Raw genomic sequence first — 26,215 nt, forward strand, 5'->3', positions numbered from 1 at the left:
GTCCTTGACTCGCTATTTTTAATTCTTATCAAAAACTGTATTGAGACAAAAAGTTCAGAAAACGTTCATAATTTATTTTGGGATTCATGATAAGATATTCTGTAGAAGGATCAGGAGGTGAGAGCATTGCAATGGAATGCGAAGGATCTTTCCTCTTTTAAAGAAGTGAGAGAATACATAGATACAGCTATTATCCCTCTTTTGCCCATTTCCTTAAAAAAAGATGATTTAGTTCAGACCGGTTCAATGGTTGAATTGACAACCCACGTAACCAGGTCGATACAAACTCAATTTACTGGAAGAACACTTCTCTTCCCGCCGTATACATATTTTCGCCAAGAAGATTTTGCTAAAAAAAGCATACGTTTGAAGGAATGGGAGCAAACTATCGAAAAAGAGAGGTTTAAACATATATTTTATTTCACCTCTGACTTAGATTGGAAGCAATACGAAACAGGGCAAAGCAATGAATGTTTTATTCTGCCAATGGTTCCTCTTGAATCAATGGAAGAACAATTTAAACGGTCAATGGTGGACGATCAGGTTAAACATTTTATCCCTTTAATTGTGCAAAAATGGCAACTGCCATAACGATTTAGACAATTGCGATATTATATTGACCTATCATTTAGATTGATATATCATTGTTATGTCCTAGTTTTATAAGTGCAAATTTATTGTCCCATCGGACTTACATTAGACAAGAGGGGGGAAAGACATGAGCAAGCATCGTGTTTCAAGACGTCAGTTCCTCAGTTATACACTCACTGGTGTAGGCGGTTTCATGGGTGCTGCCATGATCATGCCAATGGTTCGCTTTGCAGTAGACCCTGTTCTGAAAGCAGCAGGCGCAAGCGATTATATCGCAACCGACGTGAAGGTTGCTGACTTGACAACTGAACCTACTCGTGTGGATTTTTCCTACGAGCAGCAAGATGCATGGTATACATCTACTGTAACCAACACAGCCTGGGTGTATAAAAACGATAATGGAGAAATCGTAGCACTTTCTCCAATTTGTAAGCATTTAGGGTGTACAGTTGACTGGAATACGGATAAATCGAATCCAAATCAGTTTTTCTGTCCTTGCCACTATGGGCGCTATACAAAGGATGGCAAAAACGTTCCGGGTACTCCGCCAATTGCACCGCTTGATGTTTATGAGTATCAGGAAAAAGACGGTTATCTTTATTTAGGCGCAACAAAGCCTAATCCAATTGGACAGGGGGCGTAATTGGAATGCTAAACAAGATTTATGACTGGGTAGACGAGCGCTTAGATATTACGCCTCTTTGGCGCGACATTGCAGATCATGAAGTACCAGAGCATGTTAATCCAGCTCACCATTTTTCAGCATTTGTTTATTGTTTTGGTGGACTTACATTTTTTATAGTTGTTATTCAGATCTTATCTGGGATGTTTTTAACCATGTACTATGTTCCAGATGTCATCAATGCTTGGGAATCCGTATACTATCTGCAATATGAAGTGGCGTTCGGACAAATTGTTAGGGGAATGCACCACTGGGGAGCAAGCCTCGTTATCGTTATGATGTTCTTACATACTTTACGTGTTTTCTTCCAAGGTGCTTATAAAAAACCTCGTGAATTAAACTGGATTGTTGGAGTTTTAATTTTCTTTGTAATGCTTGGACTAGGATTTACAGGGTACTTATTACCATGGGATATGAAGGCTTTATTCGCAACGAAAGTTGGTCTTCAAATAGCAGAGTCGGTGCCGTTAATCGGTGAACAAATTAAGATTTTACTCGCAGGTGACTCCCAAATTCTTGGAGCCCAAACGTTAACTCGTTTCTTTGCGATTCATGTCTTCTTCTTACCGGCTGCGTTGCTCGCATTAGTGGGTGCCCACTTCCTAATGATCCGGAAGCAAGGTATTTCAGGTCCACTATAATCCTTAGGAAAGTAAATTAAACGTTAGCTAGCAGAAGGAGGGGAATTGCTCGATGCATCGCGGAAAAGGGATGAAATTTGTTGGCGATTCACGTGTAAAAGCAAATGACAGAAAGCCAAACATACCAAAAGATTATTCCGAGTATCCTGGTAAAACAGAAGCCTTTTATCCTAACTTCCTTTTAAGAGAATGGATGGTTGGAGCTGTTTTCCTAGTGGGATTTTTAATTTTAACGGCTGCTCACCCTTCACCACTAGAGCGTGTAGCCGATCCGACTGATACAGCCTATATTCCGTTACCTGACTGGTATTTCTTATTCTTGTATCAGTTGCTTAAATATACGTATGCATCTGGTCCTTATAACATAATCGGTGCACTCGTTATCCCTGGATTAGCTTTTGGTGCATTACTCTTGGCGCCATTTATCGATAGAGGCCCAGAAAGAAGACCTGGTAAACGCCCATTAGCAACAGGGTTTATGCTATTAGCAGTAGCATCCGTTATTTATTTAACTTGGGAATCAGTTGTTACTCATGACTGGGAAGCTGCAGCCAAACAAGGTGAAATTGTAGCAGAAGTTGAAATTGATACAGAATCAGAAGGATATCAAATCTACTCAGGTCAAGCATGTATCACATGTCACGGTACAGATATGCAAGGCGGACCTGGTGCGCCAGCTATAGTTGATACAGGACTTACGGCTGATGAAATTATTGAGATTATCAATAATGGCCGTGGAGCAATGCCTGCCGGCCAATTCCAAGGTTCAGACGAAGATAAGCAAAAGCTTGCTGAGTTTATCGAAAGTTTAATAGCTGAATAAGCATTTTATAAGAAGCTGGCGTGTTATTCGCCAGCTTTTTTCCACTTTAACAAATTATAAAATTTTAGCAAAGCAGTAATTTCGACGCAGTAAAAATTTTTAGGAATAAAGTTTAAGAGCAACGAGGCAATCGCCTTCGCCTAAAGGCTTGGCGCTAGCCAAGTTTTCTTTAAAGATGGAGGAATGGTATGTTTCCATTAGCAATGGTTTTAAGAGAAAAATGGTTTCTATGGGTTTTGCTTATAATCAACACAGCTGGAACCATTTACGGATACATTTGGTATAAAAGTCAATTGGCGATTACTCCTGGTCATTTTCTTATTTTTGTCCCTGACAGTCCGACAGCGAGTCTCTTTTTTTGTTTTGTATTAGTGGCCTTTATTCTGGGGAAAAATTGGGGGCTATTTGAAGCACTTGCCCTTATTACTCTCTATAAATACGGAATTTGGGCTGTTGTCATGAATATTCTAACACTGATCGTCAGTGGCGATCTCCATTGGACCGGATATATGCTGATGGCTTCGCATTTAGCGATGGCGATTGAAGGCATTCTATACGCGCCATTTTACCGCATCAAATGGTGGCATTTTGTTGTCGCTGGAATTTGGACCTTACATAATGATGTAATCGATTATGTCTTTATGATGTATCCGGTTTATCATTCGATTTCAATGTATGTAAAGGAAATCGGATATTTTACCTTCTGGCTCTCGATTACAGCACTATTCCTAACCTATATTCTTTGCTTTTCCAAATATAGTGCTCAATGGCCACTTAAAAAATAATAAGGTTTTTAGATTCTACTCTTGTCCGTCACCTCATACATATATAAATAGGAATTATGGGGGGGACAAGAATGAAGATTCGATTTATTGGAATGGTAGTGACTTTAATATTTTTATGGACATTTACTGGACAAGCAGCCAATATAACCCCATTGGAAAGCTTAAGCAATCTTTCAGATAAAGCACTTCAGCTTACGAAAGCAGGGCACTACGACAGGGCAGAATCTATAATGGAACAGTTTTCAAATCAATTTCAGCAACTGTCCGGCCAAATGGTTTTTACAATGGATCAAGTTCAAGTGATTTCAATTGCCCAACAGGAAGCAATGGATGCGCTCGATGATTCTTCCTTAAGCCAGGATGAAAGAGTATCAAGTATGATAAAGTTCCGCCTAGTGCTGGATGCGCTTGTCTCTGATTACCAGCCTTTATGGACACAAATGGAAGACACGATTATGGAGGTCTATAATCAAGCAGTAGGAGCTGCCCAATCCAAGGATATACAAAAATTTCATACGATGTATAACACTTTTTTATCTCAATACAACTTAATTTACCCAAGTCTTAAATTGGATGTACCAGCAGAGGCTGTATTAAAGGTTGATGCTCGCGTTCAATATATAGATGAGTTCAGGCCAGAAGTTTTTAATGATCCAAATGGAATAAAGGAGCTTGAGGCATTAGCACAGGATTTAAAATCACTTTTTGATCAAAGTGATGAGGATGAGGCCGATCCATCTCTTTGGTGGGTAATTACGACAACAGGCAGTATTATTATACTGACTTTATCCTACGTCGGCTTTCGTAAATACAAAGGGGACCAGCATAAGCGAAGGAGATATCCTAAGAAGCAAAATGATTGACTTTCAAACCCTTAATCCATACTATTTAATATAAAGCATCATTTACTTTTAAAGGAGGTTCCTATGGGTTATTTACTTTATTTTGCGATACTAATCATTGTTCCTTTATGGGCACAACTGCGTGTTAAATCTGCTTATAAAAAGTATTCAAAGGTAGCCTCTTCTTCATATCTGACTGGAAGCGAAGTAGCCAGACGAATTCTTGACGATAATGGATTATATCATGTGAATGTTCAAGAAACTAGAGGAATACTAAGTGACCACTATGACCCAAGGTCCAAAACAGTTCGTCTGTCTTCTAATAACTATCATGGACGTTCTGTTGCAGCTGCAGCAATTGCCGCACATGAAGTTGGACATGCGATCCAAGATCAAGAAGGTTATGCATTCCTCCGTTTTCGGCATGCACTCGTACCTGTAGCCAGCATCGGATCTAATTTTTCATGGATCTTAATTTTAGCAGGTATGTTAATGGGTATGGCGGATTTGTTGCTGCTAGGGATTATCTTTATGGCAGCAGCTGTAGTGTTTCAGGTTATAACACTGCCAGTAGAATTTAATGCATCCAACCGTGCCATGGATCAAGTTGTTCAGTTAGGAATGATTCGCAACAACGAAGAAAGAGCAACGAAAAAGGTGCTAAATGCAGCAGCCTTAACATATGTCGCAGCAGCTGCAGTAGCAGTACTGGAATTATTAAGATTTGTTCTAATGTACGTGGGAATGAATAATAGTGATGATTAAGAGGATTCACATATAAAAAGGTCTAGCAGGAAAGTCTGCAGGACCTTTTTATTTTGCTTTATCTTTCAATCGGCAATTTATTTTCATCGAGCGTAAAGCCTTCCCCTAAAACATCGTGAACAAAGGTAACCGAAACAAATGCATGAGGGTCAACAGACTGGATAATCCCTTTTAGCCGGACAAGCTCATTTTTAGCGACCACACAATATAAGACTTCCCTTTTTTGCTTGGTAAAGGAACCATGCCCGTTCAATACCGTTACTCCGCGGTCCATTTCCTCCATAATTTTATTAGCGATTTCCTCGTGTTTATCAGAAATAATCATGGCACCTCTGGCTGAGTATGCCCCTTCCTGGATAAAATCAATGACTCGTGCTCCGACAAAGACAGCAACCAGTGTATACATAGCTTCACGATAGTTTAAATATGTAAAGAGGGAAAGCGTAATTACACAGGCATCAAAGATGAACATAGTTCGCCCCATACTCCAGCCCGCATATTTATGGACAAGTCTTGCGATGATATCAACACCTCCGGTTGTCCCTCCATATCTAAAGGTAATTCCAAGGCCAACTCCAATAAAAACTCCGGCAAAAAGCGCTGCTAATGCTAAATCATCCTGAAGTGGAATGATGTAATGATACCTTTGAAAAATCCATAGAAATACAGAGACCCCAAGGGTTCCAATCAGAGTATAAATGAATACTGTCCGTCCTAACAGCTTCCACCCAATAAAAAAAAGCGGAATGTTTAAAATAAGATTGGTATAGGAAGGATCCCATTTAAATACAGCGTAAAGAAGCAGGGTTATTCCGGTAAATCCGCCCTCTGCCAAATTGTTTTGTATATTAAAGTGAACAATTCCAAAGGAAAAAATGGCAGAACCGATTAAAATAAATATGATGTTTTTCAGTTTTAAGCCAAATGGCATTGTTGGTGTAAACCCTCCTTTAAAAAATCATAACAAAATCTGAGTATAACAATCCGCACTTTTTTTACCGGGCTTTTCCGTTTTCGATTGCGCATTCATTATATATAAAGAAAAATTTAAGAGCAATAGACGAAGAAAAAAGATTTGTCTTTGTCTGCTTGTTTCGGGTAACATGAACATGAACAGGCGAATAAAGGAGATTATCAAAATGAATGTGAAAACCATGCAAGAGATGCAAAAGGAAGTTGACGAATATATTGGTCAATTTAAAGAAGGTTATTTTAGTCCTCTTGCCATGATGGCTCGATTAACCGAGGAAATGGGTGAACTGGCCAGAGAAATTAATCATTATTATGGCGAAAAGCCAAAGAAACATACAGAAACAGAAAAGACAGTAGAAGAGGAAATAGGAGATGTTTTATTTGTCACGATCTGTCTGGCTAATTCCTTAAATATTGATTTACAAGCTGCACATGACAGGGTGATGAATAAGTTTCAAACAAGAGACAAAAATCGCTGGACAAGGAAGGAAGTCGACAAAAAGAATGGATAAAATTAAGATAACCATTGCCGGTCCCCGCGGAAAAATGGGCCAAGAAGCGGTAAAAATGGTGCTAGAGACAGAATCCTTTGAATTAGTGTCTGTGATTGATTATAAGCACGGCGGGAAATCACTGGCTGCTGTTTTACCTTTTGTACATACGGATATCCCTATATACGGGAATGCACAAGACGCTTTTGAAAATACCAGGCCGGCTGTATTGATTGACTTAACAACGCCTGAAGCTGGTTTTCAGCATGCGAAAGCAGCGCTAATGGCTGGGGTGCGGCCTGTAGTGGGAACCACAGGTTTTACAAATGATCAGTTAGACGAATTAAAAGAGCTATCAAAGTCAAAAGAAATTGGCTGTATTATAGCTCCTAACTTTGCAATCGGCGCGGTTTTAATGATGAAATTTTCATCATGGGCCGCTAAATATTTCCAGGATATCGAAATCATCGAAATGCACCATGACCAAAAGCTTGATGCGCCTTCTGGAACAGCCGTAAAAACAGCTGAAATGATTAATCAGGTAAGGGAAGAAAAACGTCAGGGGCATCCAAATGAAAAAGAAACAGTCCCAGGTGCAAGAGGCGCCGACCAAAAAGGGATGAGGATTCATAGTGTGCGTCTCCCTGGGCTCATTGCACACCAACAGGTCATGTTTGGCGACAGCGGACAGATTCTTACTATCCGTCATGATTCAACCAATCGTGCCTCTTTCATGTCTGGGGTTAAAGTATCAGTTGAGACGGTTATGAAATTAGATCAGCTTGTTTATGGACTGGAAAATATATTGGAGTAGGGGGAAACGCTCGTGAACATTGCCCTAATCGCCCATGATAAAAAAAAGAATGACTTAATCCAATTTGTTGTCGCCTATAAACCAATCTTTGAAAAACATACTTTGTTTGCAACGGGAACGACAGGATTAAAAATTCATGAAGCCACTTCACTTCCGATTACACGATTTCAATCGGGACCGCTAGGCGGAGATCAGGAAATTGGTGCCATGATTGCAAAGAATAAGATGGACATGGTGATATTCTTTCGCGATCCTTTAACAGCCCAACCGCATGAACCAGATGTCTCAGCTCTTATCCGATTATGCGATGTATATGCTGTTCCGCTTGCAACTAATATGGGAACAGCAGAGATCCTGATCCGTTCATTAGAGCAAGGAGATTTAGATTGGAGAAATTTGGTACGAGGGAAAGAAGGAGAATAACAACGTGAATCAGGCAACCTTACATGTACTTGCGATCGGAGCACATCCAGATGATGTTGAAATTGGCATGGCAGGTACATTAGCCAAATTACATAACGAAGGTTTAAAGACAGGTATATGTGACCTTACATTGGCTGATTTATCTTCAAATGGTACAGTTGAAATTCGAAAAAATGAAGCCCGGACAGCAGCAGAAATTCTTGGCTGTACCATCAGGGTTAATCTTGGAATTCCCGATCGCGGCATTAGGCTAGATGATGAGCAGATAAGAAAAGTAGTGACTGTGATTCGTACTTACCGGCCTAAGCTTATTTTTATTCCTTATCGGGAAGATCGTCATCCTGACCATGGCTGGTGTGCCAGACTTGTGGAAGAAGCAGTTTTCTCAAGCTCGATAAAGAATTATCGGGATACGGAGAATCTTCCTCCTCATCGGGTAGATGCTGTTTATTATTATTTTATCAATGGCTTTCACAAGCCTGATTTTTGTGTTGATATAACTGATACTATGGAGAAAAAAATAGCCAGTCTGAAAGCTTATGCCAGCCAATTTTCAAAGGCAGAAGCTGGAAGAGTAGAAACACCGTTAACCAACGGATATATCGAAACGGTTGAAGCTAGGGAGCGTATGATGGGGAAGGAAGTAGGCGTTGCCTATGCGGAAGGATACAAAACTGCCAAACCGTTACTATTAGATTCCCAAGGATTAGGAGTATAGAAATGAAGTTAAAAATAGGTATAACCTGTTACCCTACCGTTGGGGGATCTGGTGTAATTGCAACTGAATTAGGAAAGCTTTTAGCTGAAAATGGACATGAGATTCACTTTATAACATCCAGTATTCCTTTTCGCTTACAAAAAATATATCCTAATATTCACTTTCATCAGGTAGAAGTAAATCAATATCCTGTATTTCATTATCCGCCCTATGATATTGCGTTAGCTACTAAGATGGCTGAGGTCATTAATCGGGAGGAACTGGATATTCTTCATGTCCATTATGCAATCCCACATGCAGTTTGTGCAATCCTTGCTAAGCATATGAGTAAAAGGGGTGTTAAGATCGTTACAACACTTCACGGGACTGATATTACCGTATTAGGCTATGATTCCTCACTGACGGGAGCAATCCGTTTTGGAATTGAAGATTCTGACTGTGTGACAGCCGTGTCTAATGCTTTAGTTCACCAAACACATGAGCTAATTGCGCCTAAAAAAGAGATTCAGACTGTTTACAATTTTATCGATGACCGGATTTATTATAAAAAGAAATTGCCAGACCTTAAGGCTCAACTTGGGATTGAAGAAAATGAAAAAGTCATTATTCATGTCTCTAATTTCCGAAAGGTTAAGAGGGTTGAAGATGTGGTGATGGCTTTTGCCGGAATTCAAAACGAAATAAATGCTAAATTGCTGTTAATTGGGGACGGACCTGAAATGAATGTTGTCTTTAATCTGATTAATGAGCTGGATATTAAGTCAAAAGTGATTTTATTGGGAAAACAAGAAAATTTAGAGGAGATCTACTCGATTAGTGACTTAATGTTACTTTTATCTGAGAAAGAAAGCTTTGGACTGGCCGCACTAGAAGCAATGGCTTGTGGTGTTCCATGTATTGGTACTGCCATTGGGGGGATTCCCGAAGTGATTGAAGATGGAAAAACCGGTTATTTAGTCGAACTTGGCGACATAGAAGACGTAACGAATAAGGCAATTTCTATCTTACGTGACCCTGCTGTTCATCAGAGGTTATCCTATGCTTCTATGGAACGTGTTCGTAATTGCTTTAAATCCAGTTTAATTGTTTCGCAGTACGAGGCAATCTACAAAAGTCTCCTAGTGTAAAGGGATGAATAATACATGACTTCTCCATTTGAAATCGGAAAACCAATCCTAAAAAAATTAAATGAAGCGGGTTTCGTAGCCTATTTTGTTGGGGGAGCAGTCCGGGACTTTCTTTTGGACAGAAAAATAGGCGACATTGACATTGCTACCTCTGCAAAGCCAGAGGAAGTTAAATCAATCTTTTCGAAAACTGTTGATGTTGGGATTGAACATGGCACTGTCCTAGTTATTTACAAGGGTGAGGGATTTGAAGTCACTACGTTTCGGAAGGAGTCCGAGTATGAAGAATATCGTCGTCCGAAAAGTGTGGAATTTATTTCGTCTCTTGAAGAAGATTTAAAAAGAAGAGATTTTACAATTAATGCAATTGCAATGGATCTCGATGGAGAGATTCATGATCCCTTTAATGGAAAAAGTGATTTAGAGCAAAAAATAATCCGGTGTGTCGGCATCCCTTCTGAACGTTTTATGGAGGACGCCCTGCGAATGATGAGAGCTGTCCGCTTTCAAAGCCAGCTTGGATTTCAAATAGAAGAGGAAACGTATAACAGTTTAGAACATCTGTCTCCTTTACTTGGAAAAATAGCTGTAGAAAGAATTTATTCAGAATGGTGTAAGCTTCTCGGCGGAAAATACAAAAGCAGTGCATTTCAGTCTCTGATAGATACCGGACTGTATTATAGACTTCCGGCAAGTAAAGAGCTCTCTCGCGGAATTCATTCTTTCTTGAATTTAGATGTGAATGACTTAAAGACAGAGGAATCCTGGCTCCTGCTATTGCATAATAGCGATATCCAATTACCATACGATGTGTTAAAAAAGTGGAGGACACCTAAAGCTTTGCAAAAAAAGCTTCATAGTCTTCTCACATTTCTGCAATTTCGCTTGGAAAATGCGTGGTCCCCATTTGCTCTGTATCAGGCTGGAATTAGCCAGGCTTTATTGGTCGAAAGAGTTTTTAATTGTTTAGAAAGCCGAGATCTTTCGGTTTCTTCGCATTTATTGAAAACCCTTTATAACCAGTTACCGATCCAAAATCGAGAAGAGCTAATGATAAATGGAAATGATTTATTTAGCTGGACAGATCTCACTCCCGGTCCATGGATGAAGGAGTGGATCGAAAAAATAGAAAAAGCTGTGATTGAAGGACGTGTACAAAACAATAAAGAAGCGATAAGGGAGTGGTTTTTAAATGAATTCGAATAAACAGATACTGCTCTCGCTGTTCAATGAATCACCAGGGGGATATTTATCTGGCCAGCAAATTGCTGAACAGTTAGGCTGTTCGAGAACAGCCGTTTGGAAACAAATTCAAAGCTTACGGGATGACGGATATGAAATTGAAGCGATTCGGAATAAAGGGTATCGTATTGCTGATCGCCCTAATGGTGTTAAGGAATATGATATTATAACGGGCTTAGAAACAAATTGTATGGGTCAGAACTGTTATTATTTTGAAACGGCAGCTTCAACACAAAAAATAGCACATGAACTCGCTCAAAAAGGAGAACCAGAAGGAACTTTAGTTTTAGCTGACCAGCAGCAATCTGGCAGAGGACGTATGGACCGGCCATGGTTTTCTCCTAAAGGGACCGGCATTTGGATGAGCCTTATTTTAAGGCCAAGATTACTTCCGTCACAAACACCGCAGCTTACCTTACTTACAGCTGTAGCTGCAGCACAAGCGATTGAAGAAGTAACGGGTCTTACTCCTTCCATTAAATGGCCAAATGATTTAATGATAAACGATAAAAAGTGCACAGGGATTCTAACAGAGCTTCAGGCGGAATCGGATCAGGTCCGATATTTGATCATTGGGATTGGGATCAATGTCAACCAGGTGAAAGAAGATTTTCCGGCAGAGCTTCAGGCACTGGCAACTTCATTGAGAATGAGTAAACAGCAAGAATTTCCACGGGCAAAGTTAGTCCAGGAGATACTGAAAAGATTTGAAAAGCTCTATGAACTTTATTTAAATCAAGGATTTCTGCCTATCAAATTGTTGTGGGAAAGCTATTCCAATACACTTGGGAAAATGATTCAGGCAAAGACTATGCACGGAACCATTGAGGGAAAGGCAATTGGCTTAACGGATGAAGGTGTATTAGTTTTGGAAGAGTCTAATGGGACACAGCATAAAATCTATTCGGCCGATATCTCATAAAAACGATTTATCTGGCTTTTATTGTTTTAGAGTTTCATTTAGGAAGCGATTTGGTATAATAGGAGCGGGCAGTATCTAAAGGAACTGCACCTTATATAAAATCCTTAAACCTGAACTTTATTTATTCTGCCTAGATCCAAATAGGACAAGGACAGAGGGAAGAAGCCCAGATATTTTTAAGCACTACAAGCATCCTTCTCTCCGATGAGCAGTGATGCTTTTTTTGCTATAAACGCGCGGATTTCCCTTTTTCCTCAGAAACGAAAGGGGATATGTTGATGAAATCAACTACTGAGTTTTTGAAGATGAAAGAAAATGGCGAGAAAATAGTGATGATGACCGCCTATGACTATCCTGCGGCTAAATTATCTCAAGCAGCTGGATTAGATATCATTTTAGTAGGAGATTCCTTAGGGATGGTCGTGTTAGGATATGAATCGACGGTTCCAGTAACCCTTGCTGATATGACCCATCATGCAAAAGCAGTAAAACGTGGAGCACCCGATACGTTTATTGTCGTTGATATGCCATTTATGACCTATCACCAATCAATGGATCAGACTCTTTCCAATGCAGCTAAACTATTTCAAGAAACCGGCTGTCATGCATTAAAGCTCGAAGGTGCAGGAGATGTGATACCAAAAATCAAGGCGCTTACAGAGGCAGGGATTCCAGTTGTCGCCCATTTAGGGCTTACTCCGCAAACAGCAGGAGTATTGGGCGGATATAAAGTACAAGGGAAGACAAAGGAAGCGGCTGAAAAATTAATCGATGATGCTAAGCGATGTGAGGAAGCCGGTGCCTTTGCCATAGTACTCGAATGTATTCCATACCAGTTAGCGGAAACAATATCACAACAATTAATGATTCCTACAATTGGTATAGGTGCAGGACCATATACAGATGGACAAGTCCTCGTCTTTCATGATTTAATCCAATTTGGAATCGAGCGGACTGCTAAGTTTGTGAAAACCTATAATAATGTAAATGAGTCTATAAAAGGCAGTATAGAAAGTTATATTCATGAAGTGAAATCAGGTAGTTTTCCGGAAATAAAACATTCTTATACAATGAAAGAGGAAGAATTAACGGCTCTTTACGGAGGAAGTAAATGAAAATCATTACAACGATAAAAGAGATGCAGCAAGAAGTTAAACAGCTAAAAAATAACCAATTGTCGATCGGTTATGTGCCGACTATGGGTTATTTGCATGAAGGACATGCTGCTCTTATAGATGAGGCAAGAAAAAACAATGATAAAGTCGTCATTAGTATATTTGTAAATCCTCTGCAATTTGGACCTAACGAAGATTTTGACGCTTATCCGCGGGATATCGATAGAGATGAACGAATTGCAAAAGAGCATGGAGTCGATTTTATTTTTTATCCGTCCGTTGAAGAAATGTATCCTCGCGGGCTTTCCGTTTCTTTAAGCGTGACAGATCGCACTGAAGTACTATGCGGAAAATCGAGACCGGGTCATTTTGATGGAGTGGTAACTGTTTTAACGAAGCTTTTCCATATTATTCAGCCTGACCGTGCTTACTTTGGCTTAAAGGATGCTCAACAAGTTGCAGTTGTAGATGGTCTAATTACAGATTATCATTTTCCGCTAGAACTTATTCCTATTCCTACAGTACGCGAGGAAGACGGTCTAGCGAAAAGCTCTCGAAATGTTCGTTTAACCTCTAGCGAACGGGAAGAAGCTCCCCAAATCTATAAAACACTTTTACACGCGCAAGAGTTAATCAAAGCTGGGGAAAGGGATACTATTAGCCTTGTAGAAAGATTGAAAGAAAAGCTTGCGAATTCTATTACAGGTACGATTGACTATCTTGAAATTTTGTCATACCCTGAATTACGCAAGCTTGAACTAGCTGAAGGAAAAGTCATAATTGCCGTTGCTGTTTTCTATCAAAAGGTACGGTTAATCGATAACATAATATTAGAAGTACCAAGACCATAGAGGAGGTCATCTAGATGTTTAGAATTATGATGAACGCTAAAATCCATCGTGCCCATGTTACAGAAGCTGATTTAAATTACGTTGGAAGCATAACCATAGATGAAGATTTATTAGATGCGGTGGGCATGCGCCCAAATGAAAAAGTTCAAGTCGTGAATAATAATAATGGTGCCCGTTTTGAAACCTATATCATCCCTGGAGAAAGAAAAAGCGGAGTGATTTGTGTTAACGGAGCTGCTGCTCGATTAGTTCAAAAAGGGGATGTCGTTATTATTATCAGCTATGGATTAGTCCCTGAGGATCAATTAGATATGCATTCTCCAAAAATTGCGATTATGAATGAAAAAAATGAAATAAAAGAACTGATTAAAAAGGAACCGGCGCGCACGGTTTTGTAAAAAACCCCTTAGATGTGTAAAAATAAGGCTGTCGATAAAGGCCGCACCTTTTCAGAAACAATCACATCAGCTAGTATAATGATGATGGAGAGGGTCTGCTCTTCTGTAAAGAGCAGACCTGTTTTTTTTCTATCACCTGAAAATTTGTAAACCGCAGGCCATACAGGAAATAAAGTTTAAATCCATTGCTTAAATAGATAAAATATATGTTAAAGAAACCATCCGCAATGATGCAGATTATTATAAGATTATAATTTAGCCGCACACAAAAATTTTTAAACGAAACTATACATACATATGTAACAGAATGGAGGTGGATCCATGAATCGCTTTGTAGTGGTTGATCTTGAAACAACAGGGAATAAAGCTAAAGCGGATGATAGAATCATCCAGCTTGGTGCTGTTTTAATCGAAAATGGAGAGATCATGAGTCTGTATTCTACCTTTATTCAGCCAAAGCGCCCGATCCCTTCTTTTATTAGCGAATTAACGGGAATAGATGAATCATTAGTAAAGGATGCGCCAGTTTTTAAAGATGCGGTTCGCCCCTTTTTAAATATGTGCAAGGGGGCATGTCTGGTTGCTCATAATAGCGCCTTTGATCTATCGTTTTTACAAGAGGAGTATAAACGAAATGGATTCCCTATCTTTGATGGAAATGTAATTGATACGGTTGAATTGGCTAGATTTCTGTATCCGACATCCCAAAGTTTTTCGCTTCAGGGTCTTGCAAAAGAATTGGATATCGATCATTCGACTCCTCACCGGGCCGATGCCGATGCAGAAGTGACAGCTAAAATATTTAAAAAAATGCTGCAAAAATTAAAACAGCTTCCGGCTGAGACTCTCGAACAGCTAGAAGTATTATCGTTTTATTTAAAAAGTGATATCCAGCTGCTCTTACAAAATATTCTTGTGCAAAAAGATGACCGTGATGCAACTGAGAACCTTTCTTATTATAATGGAATCTGGTTAAAGGGATATACGCCTCCAAGCGATATACACGGTCATACAGTAGAGGAACAGCCTAGTATAAATCATGAACTTGTAAAAGCAATTCAGACCGCGTGGGAACAGGGAAAACAGTATTTTTATGAGGTAAGTCATATATCGCCTTTCTTTCTTGAAAATTTAACTTTATGGGTTAAGAAACAATTTAATGAACCCTTATGGATAGTTACCCGTGAACCGAAAAGGTGGGAATCTTTTTTTAAAAAAGAGGAGCTAGAATTGCCTTTTTCAACATTAAAAGGGAGACACCATTATCTTTCCTTAAGGAAATTTAGCCAAGTCATGAAGGAAGACGATCCAAACTACGATCATGTTTTGACTAAGATGCAGATTCTAATCTGGCTGTTAGAAACAGATAAAGGAGACGTTGATGAATTAAATCTTTCCAGTGCATCTGAAGATTTTTGGATAAAGATTTCAACAGATGCAACCGATCACCAGAATACAAAAGATCCAGCGATATCCTTTTATCAGCGGACGGTCATTGAGGCTACACTTGCAGACTGTTTAATTACAAACTATCCGATGTTTTTGTCAGAGTCGCTTTATCAAGAAAATAGTGTATTACGGCCACGCTATTGTATATTAGATCAGCCTGAAATCTTAGTAGAACAAATGCCCAAATACTTTGGGAAAAAATTAACTTTTGTTTCTTTTCGTATCTGGCTTAGACAGCTGGAAGGCCAATTTTTAAGCAAATTGTTTATTCAAGACACATTGAAAAGTATTGAGCTCACGACAAAAAAATTTGTTGAAAGGTTAAAGGAAGAGAGTGAAGATTTTTTTCAGTTCGCAGCTGATTACGCGCTCTTACATGAAGAATCAGTGGCTGGGTTTTCCCCTTATGTTTCTGCACCGCTGCAGCCTTCACAAACATTAGATTCTTTACTTTATGCAGGCGAAAGACTGCTATTCTCATTAAAGGACCTAGTTTCCTATTTGGTGAAACAATTAACTCAACTTCAAGGAACCTCGGATCAATATGATCAGCTTCTGATTGATTATAAGCTTTTTAAAACGGAAGCAGAGGAAATTATTCATACCCTTGAATCATTTATTTCACCAGGCACACACGGGGTAACAAAATGGATTGAAACGGATACAAGAGGAATGAGTAATTATACAGCAATCATTTCAAGGCCATTATTGGCATCTAAACAATTGGGTGATTTTTTATCTGACAGAGGCATTGAAGCCGTCTTTATTTCTTCTTCACTCTCGGTTAACCGTTCATTCCTTTTTTCAGTCAGGTCTCTTGGGTTTACAATGAACCAGGTACAAGTGAATAAAGAAAAAAAGCCGACAAGAAATCAATTGCTTGTAGCTAACAGAAAATACAGTATTGAGAAAATAGCATCATTTGCAGCAGATGTGTGCAGCCAGTATGATAAAGTCTTTGTGCTCACAAGCTCTTATGATGAAACTCAAGCTATAACAGATGCAATCCAGAAGCTGCAAAACCTTGAAGGGTTTGTTCTGCTTTCACAAAGTCAGGCAAGTATAGGCAGGTTACTAAAGCAGATGAACCGTTTTGACAAAGCCATTTACATCGGCAGTCAATTTTCTACGAACTATACCAGTCATGAAGAGAGTTCAGAGGCTTTTATTATTACAAAACTTCCTTTTTTATCACCTCAAGATCTATACCATAGGCTTCAAGTAGAAGAGTATGAAAAAGAAGGGAGAAACCCTTTTTATCATTTTAGTTTGCCTTATGCTGTTCTAAGGCTAAAAAGGTTAATTGCAAAAATCAATTTTCCTAACAATCGAATCTATCTGTTGGATTCAAGGATATGGCAATCAGAGTATGGAAAAACATTTATCCAGTCTATCGAAGATTTAGAGTGGAAACCACTTCATATGGATGAATGAATCTCCTCCTATTAGGTAAAAACTAATGAAAAAATGCCTTTTTTACTTTTATGATTGATTAAGAGTTGAGTTGTAAAGCTTGGCGTTTGCCAAGTTTTTATTTAGGAGGAGCAAATATTCATGCTTATATCCCAAAAAATGATAGCATTTTTTATATGTTCAACCCTCTTATTAAATAACGCTATTATTACATCTTCGGTTGAACGAATAGATGTCAACTTAAGGGATCAGGAAATTGCGTTTACTTTTTTTGCCTTGGAAAACGGAGAGGCAACGCTTTTACAGTTTCCGGATGGAGAAAATATTTTGATTAATACCGGAGATCGCTCGAGCCAGAACAAATTAGATTACTGGCTAAACCTTTATGGTGTAGATCGGATTTCAACAGTTATCATAACGAAAGAAGACTCTGGCCAGATTGGAAATCTTGAACATGTGATCAACCATTATCAGACCCGGCAGGTAATCCTTTCGAATCGGCTTTATGGGCAGTGGAAAGGAAATCATTCTTATCCAAATAATGTGGCAGTTCAATGGTGGGATAGCGGTACAAAAATCGAATTAAGCTCTGATGTAAAGTTAGAAGTTCTCTATAATGGGACTGCACCAACAGAAGGGATGGACTTCTCAATTACTTTTTTTGCACATCGCTTTTTGTTCTTAAGTTCATACGGAACGGATAGCGAATTGAAATTGCTTAATGAAAAACTGCAAGATGTCAATATTGTAAAGATTCCTAATTATGGAGCAGCACAAGCTATTACAAAGAAATTGGCCAAACACATAGACCCTCAAGTAGCCATTTTATTTAACATGAATTCGATTAAACCGAATGAAAATATTCTTAAACTTTTAAATGATATGTGGATAGATGCTTATCTAACGAAAGAGCATGGCACCATTACAATAAAATGCACGGATGATACATACGAAATCATTCATATACATCCAAAGGGAAAAGAATAATGAAAATTATAGAGGAAAATAGTTTAGGTTTGAAGGCCTTGTTGATATAATGAGAGAGGATTTATCCTTAAAGGTATTTGCTAAAGCAATATTAAAAGAAGCAGGCAGAAGCTATTTGTTGTAACCTGATGCAGTTGGAGGTTTTTATGGGTAATCAGATCGAGATATTATCTACGATTCGGATTGAATATTCTAGTGATCTGTACAAAATTGTGGACGTCCTGAATCGAACGTTAAAAAAACAGGATTTAATGTTTGGCCTGGCACTGGATAAAGAAGATCCGAATATCGCAATTTTCACGATATACCGTACATAAGATAAAATTGTCAAGATAGAAAGATAGATAAGGGATTGAGCTGTTAAGATGAAAAAGTGGATCAAACTAGGGATTGGCTTGTTAATTATTGTTGCAATCGCAATTTCAATTCTCCTTTATTTCTCGATTCAGCCATACAAAGACAAAGAAGATTTAGCCTTTTCAGTCGCATTGGAGAAGTCCGGTTTAGAGTCTGCGGAGGATTTTGAATGGTTCCGTTATAAAGAGGAGTATTACATTGTAACGGGTAACAATCGGGCTGGTGAAGAAATGATAGTATGGATTGATACAGAAAATCTTAATATTGTTGCTGAGCATAAAGCGAGTGAAGGTATTACGAAAGAAGAGGTCATACAGTCATTTAAGGAAGAATGGGATATCTCAGAAGTGATAGATATTAAGCTAGGTTATGCGGATAAGCGACCATTATGGGAGCTTACTTTTATAGATGATAGCAAGCGGTATACTTTCCTTCAAGTTTCTTTTTTAACAGGGGATTGGATTCGGTATTACCAATATAGTCAAGGAGGAGTTTCTTCATGAAACTGTCAAATCGTGTAGCTGCATTAACCCCATCTTCGACTCTAGCGATTACAGCTAAAGCGAAACAATTAAAAGAAGAAGGTCATGATGTGATTGGTTTGGGTGCAGGCGAGCCTGATTTTAATACACCAAGCCACATTATAGATGCTGCTATTAAAAGTATGGAAGAAGGAAAAACAAAATATACACCTTCAGGCGGTCTGTCAGCCTTAAAGGAAGCTATTAAAGATAAATTAAAAGCAGATCAGGGCTTAGAATATGATCTTTCTGAGATTATGATTGCCTCTGGGGCAAAGCATAATTTATATTTACTCTTTCAAGCGCTCTTAGATGAAGGAGACGAAGTTATTATTCCATCTCCTTACTGGGTTAGCTATCCCGAACAAGTGAAGCTGGCTGAAGGGACACCAGTTTTTGTGGAAGGTAAAGAAGAAAATGATTTTAAAGTTACCGTTGATCAGCTAAAAGAAGCGGTAACTTCACGCACAAAAGCATTAGTTGTCAATTCGCCCTCGAACCCTACTGGAATGATTTATTCAACCGAGGAATTACAGGAAATCGGACAGTTTTGTTTGGAAAGAGACATTTTAATTATCTCTGATGAGATTTATGAAAAATTAACCTATAATGGTCATAAACACGTATCAATCGCGCAATTATCGCCTGAATTTAAAGAAATAACGATCATTATTAATGGCGTTTCAAAATCACATTCGATGACCGGATGGAGAATTGGTTTTGCAGCAGGAAACAAAGACCTGATCAAAGCAATGACAAATCTTGCAAGCCACAGTACTTCAAACCCAACTTCATTGTCTCAGTATGGCGCGATTGCCGCATATAAGGGAGATCAGCAATCTGTTGAAATGATGCGTCAAGCATTTGCTGAAAGATTAGAAGACGTTTATGAAAAATTAATTCAGATTCCTGGGTTTACATGTGTCAAACCACAAGGGGCCTTTTATTTGTTCCCTAACGTTAAGAAAGCTGCAAATATGACAGGTTTTGAGAATGTGGATGACTTTGCTAAAGCTTTACTGGATCAAGCACTAGTGGCAGCTGTTCCTGGATCAGGCTTTGGAGCCCCTGACTATCTTCGTATTTCTTATGCCACTTCAAAAGATTTGCTGTTAGAAGCATTGGATCGAATTCATCAATTTGTAATCAATAATTCTGCTAAATAAATGATGTAATGGATGTTGGAGGTTATTTAATTGAAGATAACAATAAGAGAAGTAGCAAACTATTTAGAACAAGAAGTAACAATTGGTGCATGGTTAGCCAATAAGCGTTCAAGCGGAAAAATTGCCTTTTTACAGCTGAGAGACGGTACAGGATTTATCCAAGGAGTCGTTGTGAAAAATGAAGTTCCTGAGGAAGTCTTTGCCAAGGCAAAATCTATTACACAAGAAAGCTCCCTTTATGTAACAGCGACTGTGCGAAAGGATGAGAGATCGCCGCTCGGCTATGAATTATCAGTGAGTGATATTGAAATTATTCATGAAGCTGCCGATTATCCAATTACACCGAAAGAACATGGAACTGAATTCCTAATGGATCATCGTCATCTTTGGCTTCGTTCCCGGAAGCAGCATGCAGTGATGAAAATCAGAAATGAAATCATCCGCGCTACTTATGAATTTTTCAACAAAGAAGGCTTTGTAAAAGTAGACCCTCCTATCCTTACTGGAAGTGCACCAGAAGGTACAACTGAATTGTTCCACACAAAATATTTTGATGAAGATGCGTATCTGTCTCAAAGCGGTCAATTGTACATGGAAGCAGCTGCTATGGCACTTGGAAAGGTATTTTCCTTCGGTCCAACCTTCCGTGCAGAAAAATCAAAGACTAGAAAGCATTTAATTGAATTTTGGATGATTGAACCGGAAATGGCTTTTTATACACAAGAAGATAGCTTAAAGGTTCAAGAAGAGTATGTTAGCTATATTGTTCAATCCGTTTTGGAAGATTGCAAGTTAGAATTAAATACATTAGATCGAGATACTTCAAAGCTAGAAAACATCAAAGCGCCATTCCCGCGCATTTCCTATGATGATGCTATAAAGCTATTACATGAAAAAGGATTTGATGATATACAGTGGGGAGACGATTTTGGAGCTCCTCATGAAACAGCAATCGCGGATTCCTTTGATAAACCAGTATTTATTATGAATTATCCGGTCGGAATCAAACCTTTCTATATGCAGCCTCATCCTGAACGTGATGATGTTGTTCTTTGTGCAGATCTCATTGCTCCAGAAGGATATGGAGAAATTATTGGAGGTTCAGAGAGAATTCATGATCCGAAGCTCTTAAAACAGCGAATGGAAGAACATAACCTCCCTGCAGAGAACTATGAATGGTACTTAGACTTAAGAAAATATGGAAGTGTTCCACATTCAGGATTTGGTCTTGGTCTTGAACGGACTGTTGCATGGATCAGCGGCGTTGAGCATATCCGTGAGACCATTCCTTTCCCAAGACTGCTAAATCGTTTATATCCATAATAAGTAGCCCAAAGGGTCTGACCCCTTCACATTTTAACTTGCTTTTTAAGTAAATGAAGGGTCTGACCCTTCATTTGTTCTTTATAGATTATCAATTTGTCCCAATTTGTTATAATGGACCTTGAGGTGTCAATTTATGGACCAAAAATCGTTTCTTAAATTTATGCAGGGGGGTACGGTATTCCTTCCGCTTTACTTATTACAGCATTATAAGGATCTTGGCTTAAATGAAGCAGAGTTTACTCTGCTCTTGCATCTCCAGTCCTTTATTGAAAGAGGGAATTCTTTCCCGACTTATGAAGAACTGGCTTCCCGGACAACTATGTCCAACGAGCAATGCACGCATTTGTTAAGAAAACTTATTCAGAAAGGCTTTCTACTACTGCAGAATGGAAAAACAGAAGAAGACATTCTTTATGAACAGTATTCTTTGGAACCCATGTGGGAAAAGCTTTATTTGCTTTTATATAAGGAGAAAAAACAGCTGGAAAAGGACGATAAACAAAAGAAAGAAGCCAACCTTTATCAAACGTTTGAAAAAGAGTTCGGCCGGCCATTATCTCCTTTTGAAGTGGAAACTCTTTCGATGTGGCTAGACCAGGATCATCAATCTCCAGAGCTTATTTTAGCGGCGCTAAAAGAAGCCGTTTTATCAGCGAAGGTTAATTTTAGATATATTGACCGTATTTTGTTCGAATGGAAGAGAAACGGAATTCGAACACCACTTGATGCTGCTGAGCATGGACGTAAATTTAGGCTTTATCAAAAACAAAAGAAAGAAAATACGGCCCCAACTTCATCTAAAGATTTGCCATTTTATAATTGGCTGGAGGAAGATTAATAGAAAGCAGGTGAACCTTTAGTATGCTCACAAAAAAGGAAATTCGGGAATGCTTAGACAGAATAGGGGATATGTTTCCTGACGCACATTGTGAATTAAATCATGCTAATCCATTTGAACTAGTGATTGCTGTCCTTTTATCAGCACAGTGTACCGATGTACTAGTCAATAAAGTTACGGCTCAGCTGTTTAAAAAATATAAAAAGCCGGAGGACTACTTAGCTGTTTCATTAGAAGAACTTCAAAACGATATTCGTTCGATTGGCTTGTATCGGAATAAAGCAAAAAATATACAAAAGCTTTGTTCCATTCTCTTAAATGAATATGAAGGACAAGTTCCAAAAGACAGAGATGAACTTACTAAACTCCCAGGCGTAGGCAGAAAAACGGCAAATGTAGTAGTTTCAGTAGCCTTCGGAATTCCGGCGATTGCTGTAGACACCCATGTTGAGAGAGTCTCGAAGCGACTGGGAATTTGCCGCTGGAAGGATTCTGTGTTTGAAGTAGAACAAACTTTAATGAAAAAAGTGCCAAAAGATGAATGGGGGATTACACATCACCGCCTTATTTTTTTTGGCAGATACCATTGTAAGGCACAAAATCCAAACTGTCCGGAATGTCCGCTGCTCGCCTTTTGCCGCGAAGGGAAAAAACGGATGAAGGGACTGGACGAGTATTGGCAAAACGGATGAGTGTTCCTCCTCTTATGCGGCACCCTTTGCTGCTTCCCGATGTAACTTGGGAATATGAAGATTCAATACTAGATTCGAATCAGCTAAACCCAAGTTTCAGATATGACAGCGCCTATCATCAAGATCTCCCCGCACTGAAACCTTGGGAAAACCGGGAAAATGCTGTTCAATCTGTGGTCAAAGGATGGAAGGAAGTCTCAGGTGCCATGCAAACTTTTTTAAAAGAACGAAATAGTAAAGCATCACTCCCTTATATGGTAAAGGGACTTCAGCTTTACACAATGCTCTTATTCTGGGGGAATGGGAAACCAGTACTCCTTTATGACCTGTTTGCCAGACTTCAATTGTTGAGGATCAAACCTACTAATATCGAAGACAGGCTATCTTTTATTTTAGAAAGACCGACATTGTATCATTCCTTTATACAATTGGGAGAACTTTTTATAGAAACAGAAAAGCAAATCATGAAAGACATTACAATAGCAAAAGTAAAAAGCCAAAGGAAAATTTGATTTTCCTTTGGCTTTTTGTATCAAGGGACACTATTTAGAATTCACAAACTAAGAAAGTCAACCAGTGTTTTTTATGGCTGTGTTGAATCTTCATCAGGTGGAGGAGGGAATGGAATAATATCTCCATCTCCATCGCCGTCTCCATCATCTGGCGGCGGACTGTTGCCATCTCCATCACCGTCGCCATCACCGTCGCCATCATTACCTCCATTACCATTGCCATTTCCACGACCTGGTTGGCCGTTATCACCACCATTGCCATTACCATCGCCAGGGAAGAGGTCATCAAATGGATTATCGGATTCAGCTTCTGGAGTTTCAACAGTGACCTCGGCAGGTTCACTCTTCATTTCGCCATCAACAGCGGTCACTCTAAATACGTATACCGCACCAGGCATTGCATCCTGCAGCCGCAGACTTTTTTCCGTAGTAGAAGTTAGTACCTGCATCGGTCCTTCGTTAAGTGATACTTCAACATCAAACTGAACAGCTTGTTCTTGATTAGCTTCATATTCCCACGATAAGAGAATTTCATTCGTTTCCTCATCATAAACAGCTGCTAAGTTTGCAACAGGATCTGGGATATCATAAGCTTCAGATACTTCTTTTGGTTCTGTACCTTTTACAAACCATTCATACACAATTTTATTTTCAGGAGTATATTCGCTTGGCAGTTTAGCCGGGTTTGATCCAGCTTCAACTGGAGACTCGACCACACTATTTGGCACGGTAAAGTCTGGTGTTTCAACACCTTCATGAACATTTTGCATAATAGCCTTATATAGATGGCGGGCTATTTGCTGTTCGTAGCCAGACTGTACAGGCTGGAAGTAGTTGCTGTAACCAGTCCAAATAGCGGTCGTATATTTGGTTGTATAGCCGACCATCCACGAATCTGGAACAGATCTTCCATCGATCCCATGTTTTTGACGGTCATCTTCTGTATAGTTCGTTGTTCCAGTCTTACCAGCCATAGGCAGACCAGGGATTTGAGCAACTTTTGCTGTCCCGTCAAATGCCGGATCAAAGACGCTTTTTAACATATCTGAGACCATAAATGCTGTGTAATCCTGCATAACGAGGTCAGATTTAGCCTTCGTTTCGATTTCAGTTCCATCTCTTAACACAATCTTTGTAATTGCATAAGGTTCTGTATATACACCCTCATTTCCAAAAGCAGCATATGCACCTGCCATTTGCAGAGGGGAGACACCTTTTTCAAGTCCTCCGATTGCATAAGATTCATAAATCTCATCCTGGAGCGGAAGACCTAATTGAACTGCAAATTTTTGGGCATTTTCTAAGCCGACCTCTTGCAGCGCTTTGACAGCCGGGATATTTCTGGACATGGCGAGAGCCCGTCTAATAGACATTTGTCCATAATAACCATCGTCCCAGTTTCCAACTGGTGTTCCCTTTGAATACGTGTATGGTTCATCAACGATTTGATGATAGGTTGACCATTTTAAATATTCGATAGCTGGGCCATAATCTAATATTGGTTTAATGGTAGAACCAGGCTGTCTTTGCAAATCGGTTGCGTAATTGAAGCCACGCTGAACTTCCTGATTTCTGCCGCCGCCAAGAGCACGAATCGCACCTGTTTGCGTATCAAGAAGGGTTATTCCTGCCTGAAAATCTTCATTTGGAAATTCGACAACCTGATTGGTTTCTAAGGCATTATATACAAATTCTTGAGCATTTGGGTCCAGAGTAGTATAAATTTTAAGCCCATCAGAAAAAACATCATAGTCTGGATATTTTGCTTGTACTTCATCAATCACGTAATCGACAAAATCTTCATAGGGATCCTTTTCTTCTTCAAGCTTTGGATTTGTTTTTTTAACCATATGCGCGATTTGAACAGCCTGTGCCTTTTCCATTTCTTCTTTAGTAATGTAGCCATGCTGATTCATCAAATATAAAACTGTGTTTCGGCGTTCTTTTGCTTCCTCGGGATTTTCAAATGGATCATATCGGTTTGGACTTTGCGGTAGACCTGCAAGCATGGCCGCCTGTGCCAAAACGACTTCTTTAGGTGTGTCTTTGGCAAGCTCTTCTAGTGATTTTCCATAGTAATAGTTAGAAGCCGTGGCAACACCATAAATATTTTCACCCATAAAGATTTTGTTAAGATACATTTCAAAAATTTCATCTTTCTCATATTGCTGTTCTAGCTGAAAGGCTAGCCACATTTCTTGAACTTTTCGTTCTATCGTTTTTTCAGGAGATAAGAATGAATTTTTTATAACCTGCTGTGTAATCGTACTGGCACCTTCCGCCCCAAAACCGTCAGTAATATTAGCAATGACAGCTCCGCCGATCCGGATGACGTCAATCCCTTTATGGTTATAAAATCTGGCATCCTCTGTTGCAAGAAAGGCTTCTTTAACCACATCGGGAATATTTTCAAAGGCGATAACATCTCTAGTTTCTGTTCCTATTTTTCTTATCAATGTTCCATCCATCGCATAAACTTCTGATGAAACAGGATCTTTCAGAAGGGCAGGGTCTAACTCGGGTGCTTGACTTGCCCAGTATGCAAAAACGGAACCGCCGGCAATCATCGCTAAAATACCGATGGCTACGATCCAAAGTGCTATTTTTTTGACTAAACCTTTATGGCTTTCTTTATTCTTCCCCTTTTTAGCGGCAAGCTGCTTTCTGCGTTGTTCGCGACTTTTATATTGTTCACTCATCTTGCTTACCTACCTTTCACTATCCCTTAATAATATTTATCTATCAGACTAGG

The 26,215-nt window shown here is 39.2% G+C and carries 28 protein-coding genes; 26 read left to right on the plus strand and 2 right to left on the minus strand.

Going from position 1 to position 26,215, the window contains the following annotated elements:
* The first annotated feature begins 126 nt into the window (after window positions 1–126).
* The 7 genes from CRO56_RS05195 (at window position 127) to CRO56_RS05225 (ending at window position 5,129) form a co-directional block, all read left to right on the plus strand.
* Window positions 127–591 carry a DUF2487 family protein gene (locus CRO56_RS05195; protein ID WP_179714180.1) on the plus strand — a complete coding sequence of 155 codons (465 nt, stop codon included), beginning with the start codon at window positions 127–129 and terminating at the stop codon, window positions 589–591.
* 127 nt (window positions 592–718) lie between these two features.
* Complete coding sequence (locus tag CRO56_RS05200; RefSeq protein ID WP_097157553.1) at window positions 719–1,234, plus strand: QcrA and Rieske domain-containing protein; 516 nt, start codon at window positions 719–721, stop codon at window positions 1,232–1,234.
* Window positions 1,235–1,239: 5 nt separating this feature from the next.
* A complete protein-coding gene (gene qcrB, locus CRO56_RS05205) occupies window positions 1,240–1,914 on the plus strand; it encodes a menaquinol-cytochrome c reductase cytochrome b subunit (RefSeq protein WP_097157554.1) in 675 nt (224 codons plus the stop codon).
* 52 nt (window positions 1,915–1,966) lie between these two features.
* A complete protein-coding gene (locus tag CRO56_RS05210; protein ID WP_097157555.1) occupies window positions 1,967–2,737 on the plus strand; it encodes a menaquinol-cytochrome c reductase cytochrome b/c subunit in 771 nt (256 codons plus the stop codon).
* Between the two features lie 188 nt (window positions 2,738–2,925).
* The gene (gene lhaT, locus CRO56_RS05215) at window positions 2,926–3,522 is read left to right on the plus strand and encodes a lipoprotein heptaprenylglyceryl N-acetyltransferase LhaT (protein WP_097157556.1); all 597 of its coding nucleotides are present in this window, start codon (window positions 2,926–2,928) and stop codon (window positions 3,520–3,522) included.
* Between the two features lie 71 nt (window positions 3,523–3,593).
* Entirely contained in the window at window positions 3,594–4,385 is a 792-nt protein-coding gene (gene ypjB / locus CRO56_RS05220) for a sporulation protein YpjB (RefSeq protein ID WP_179714181.1), read from the plus strand.
* A gap of 63 nt (window positions 4,386–4,448) precedes the next feature.
* Complete coding sequence (locus CRO56_RS05225) at window positions 4,449–5,129, plus strand: zinc metallopeptidase (protein ID WP_097157558.1); 681 nt, start codon at window positions 4,449–4,451, stop codon at window positions 5,127–5,129.
* 58 nt (window positions 5,130–5,187) lie between these two features.
* Here the strand turns inward: CRO56_RS05225 and CRO56_RS05230 are convergent, their stop codons facing one another.
* Window positions 5,188–6,060 (minus strand): YitT family protein, encoded by an 873-nt coding sequence (locus tag CRO56_RS05230; protein WP_097157559.1) that lies wholly within the window; start codon window positions 6,058–6,060, stop codon window positions 5,188–5,190.
* A 208-nt stretch (window positions 6,061–6,268) separates the two neighbouring features.
* Between CRO56_RS05230 and CRO56_RS05235 the strand changes: the two genes are divergently transcribed.
* The 19 genes from CRO56_RS05235 to CRO56_RS05325 all read left to right on the plus strand — a co-directional run bounded on the left by CRO56_RS05235 (window position 6,269) and on the right by CRO56_RS05325 (window position 23,463).
* Complete coding sequence (locus tag CRO56_RS05235) at window positions 6,269–6,613, plus strand: nucleotide pyrophosphohydrolase (RefSeq protein ID WP_097157560.1); 345 nt, start codon at window positions 6,269–6,271, stop codon at window positions 6,611–6,613.
* Complete coding sequence (dapB, locus tag CRO56_RS05240) at window positions 6,606–7,406, plus strand: 4-hydroxy-tetrahydrodipicolinate reductase (protein WP_097157561.1); 801 nt, start codon at window positions 6,606–6,608, stop codon at window positions 7,404–7,406. The genes CRO56_RS05235 and dapB overlap by 8 nt, the downstream gene beginning before the upstream one ends.
* 12 nt (window positions 7,407–7,418) lie before the next feature.
* Window positions 7,419–7,829, plus strand: a complete 411-nt coding sequence (gene mgsA / locus CRO56_RS05245; protein ID WP_097157562.1) for a methylglyoxal synthase — start codon at window positions 7,419–7,421, stop codon at window positions 7,827–7,829.
* A 4-nt stretch (window positions 7,830–7,833) separates the two neighbouring features.
* Entirely contained in the window at window positions 7,834–8,547 is a 714-nt protein-coding gene (gene bshB1 / locus CRO56_RS05250) for a bacillithiol biosynthesis deacetylase BshB1 (protein ID WP_097157563.1), read from the plus strand.
* A gap of 2 nt (window positions 8,548–8,549) precedes the next feature.
* Window positions 8,550–9,674 (plus strand): N-acetyl-alpha-D-glucosaminyl L-malate synthase BshA, encoded by a 1,125-nt coding sequence (gene bshA, locus CRO56_RS05255; protein WP_097157564.1) that lies wholly within the window; start codon window positions 8,550–8,552, stop codon window positions 9,672–9,674.
* Window positions 9,675–9,689: 15 nt separating this feature from the next.
* Window positions 9,690–10,880, plus strand: a complete 1,191-nt coding sequence (locus CRO56_RS05260; RefSeq protein WP_097157565.1) for a CCA tRNA nucleotidyltransferase — start codon at window positions 9,690–9,692, stop codon at window positions 10,878–10,880.
* Window positions 10,867–11,838 carry a biotin--[acetyl-CoA-carboxylase] ligase gene (locus CRO56_RS05265; RefSeq protein WP_097157566.1) on the plus strand — a complete coding sequence of 324 codons (972 nt, stop codon included), beginning with the start codon at window positions 10,867–10,869 and terminating at the stop codon, window positions 11,836–11,838. The genes CRO56_RS05260 and CRO56_RS05265 overlap by 14 nt, the downstream gene beginning before the upstream one ends.
* Window positions 11,839–12,116: 278 nt before the next feature.
* Window positions 12,117–12,953: a 3-methyl-2-oxobutanoate hydroxymethyltransferase gene (gene panB, locus CRO56_RS05270; protein ID WP_097157567.1), complete on the plus strand. Its 837-nt coding sequence runs from the start codon at window positions 12,117–12,119 to the stop codon at window positions 12,951–12,953.
* Window positions 12,950–13,804 carry a pantoate--beta-alanine ligase gene (panC, locus tag CRO56_RS05275; protein WP_097157568.1) on the plus strand — a complete coding sequence of 285 codons (855 nt, stop codon included), beginning with the start codon at window positions 12,950–12,952 and terminating at the stop codon, window positions 13,802–13,804. The genes panB and panC overlap by 4 nt, the downstream gene beginning before the upstream one ends.
* A 14-nt stretch (window positions 13,805–13,818) precedes the next feature.
* A complete protein-coding gene (panD, locus tag CRO56_RS05280; protein ID WP_097157569.1) occupies window positions 13,819–14,202 on the plus strand; it encodes an aspartate 1-decarboxylase in 384 nt (127 codons plus the stop codon).
* Between the two features lie 321 nt (window positions 14,203–14,523).
* Window positions 14,524–17,085 (plus strand): exonuclease domain-containing protein, encoded by a 2,562-nt coding sequence (locus CRO56_RS05285; RefSeq protein ID WP_097157570.1) that lies wholly within the window; start codon window positions 14,524–14,526, stop codon window positions 17,083–17,085.
* Between the two features lie 120 nt (window positions 17,086–17,205).
* Window positions 17,206–18,051 (plus strand): ComEC/Rec2 family competence protein, encoded by an 846-nt coding sequence (locus tag CRO56_RS05290; RefSeq protein ID WP_097157571.1) that lies wholly within the window; start codon window positions 17,206–17,208, stop codon window positions 18,049–18,051.
* Window positions 18,052–18,197: 146 nt separating this feature from the next.
* Window positions 18,198–18,368: a YpmA family protein gene (locus CRO56_RS05295; protein ID WP_097157572.1), complete on the plus strand. Its 171-nt coding sequence runs from the start codon at window positions 18,198–18,200 to the stop codon at window positions 18,366–18,368.
* Between the two features lie 48 nt (window positions 18,369–18,416).
* Complete coding sequence (locus CRO56_RS05300; protein WP_097157573.1) at window positions 18,417–18,911, plus strand: cell wall elongation regulator TseB-like domain-containing protein; 495 nt, start codon at window positions 18,417–18,419, stop codon at window positions 18,909–18,911.
* Window positions 18,908–20,095: a pyridoxal phosphate-dependent aminotransferase gene (locus CRO56_RS05305; protein ID WP_097157574.1), complete on the plus strand. Its 1,188-nt coding sequence runs from the start codon at window positions 18,908–18,910 to the stop codon at window positions 20,093–20,095. Before CRO56_RS05300 ends, CRO56_RS05305 begins: the two co-directional genes overlap by 4 nt.
* A 30-nt stretch (window positions 20,096–20,125) precedes the next feature.
* Window positions 20,126–21,418: an asparagine--tRNA ligase gene (gene asnS, locus CRO56_RS05310; RefSeq protein ID WP_097157575.1), complete on the plus strand. Its 1,293-nt coding sequence runs from the start codon at window positions 20,126–20,128 to the stop codon at window positions 21,416–21,418.
* 136 nt (window positions 21,419–21,554) lie between these two features.
* Window positions 21,555–22,259, plus strand: coding sequence for a DnaD domain-containing protein (locus CRO56_RS05315; RefSeq protein WP_097157576.1), 705 nt, complete (start codon window positions 21,555–21,557; stop codon window positions 22,257–22,259).
* A 23-nt stretch (window positions 22,260–22,282) separates the two neighbouring features.
* On the plus strand, window positions 22,283–22,951 hold the full coding sequence (nth, locus tag CRO56_RS05320; protein ID WP_097157577.1) for an endonuclease III: 669 nt from the start codon (window positions 22,283–22,285) through the stop codon (window positions 22,949–22,951).
* A complete protein-coding gene (locus CRO56_RS05325; RefSeq protein WP_097157578.1) occupies window positions 22,936–23,463 on the plus strand; it encodes a YpoC family protein in 528 nt (175 codons plus the stop codon). Before nth ends, CRO56_RS05325 begins: the two co-directional genes overlap by 16 nt.
* A 71-nt stretch (window positions 23,464–23,534) precedes the next feature.
* Here the strand turns inward: CRO56_RS05325 and CRO56_RS05330 are convergent, their stop codons facing one another.
* On the minus strand, window positions 23,535–26,162 hold the full coding sequence (locus CRO56_RS05330; protein ID WP_097157579.1) for a penicillin-binding protein 1A: 2,628 nt from the start codon (window positions 26,160–26,162) through the stop codon (window positions 23,535–23,537).
* Window positions 26,163–26,215 lie beyond the last annotated feature (53 nt).

This window comes from Bacillus oleivorans, from assembly GCF_900207585.1.
Lineage (GTDB): Bacteria > Bacillota > Bacilli > Bacillales > JC228 > Bacillus_BF > Bacillus_BF oleivorans.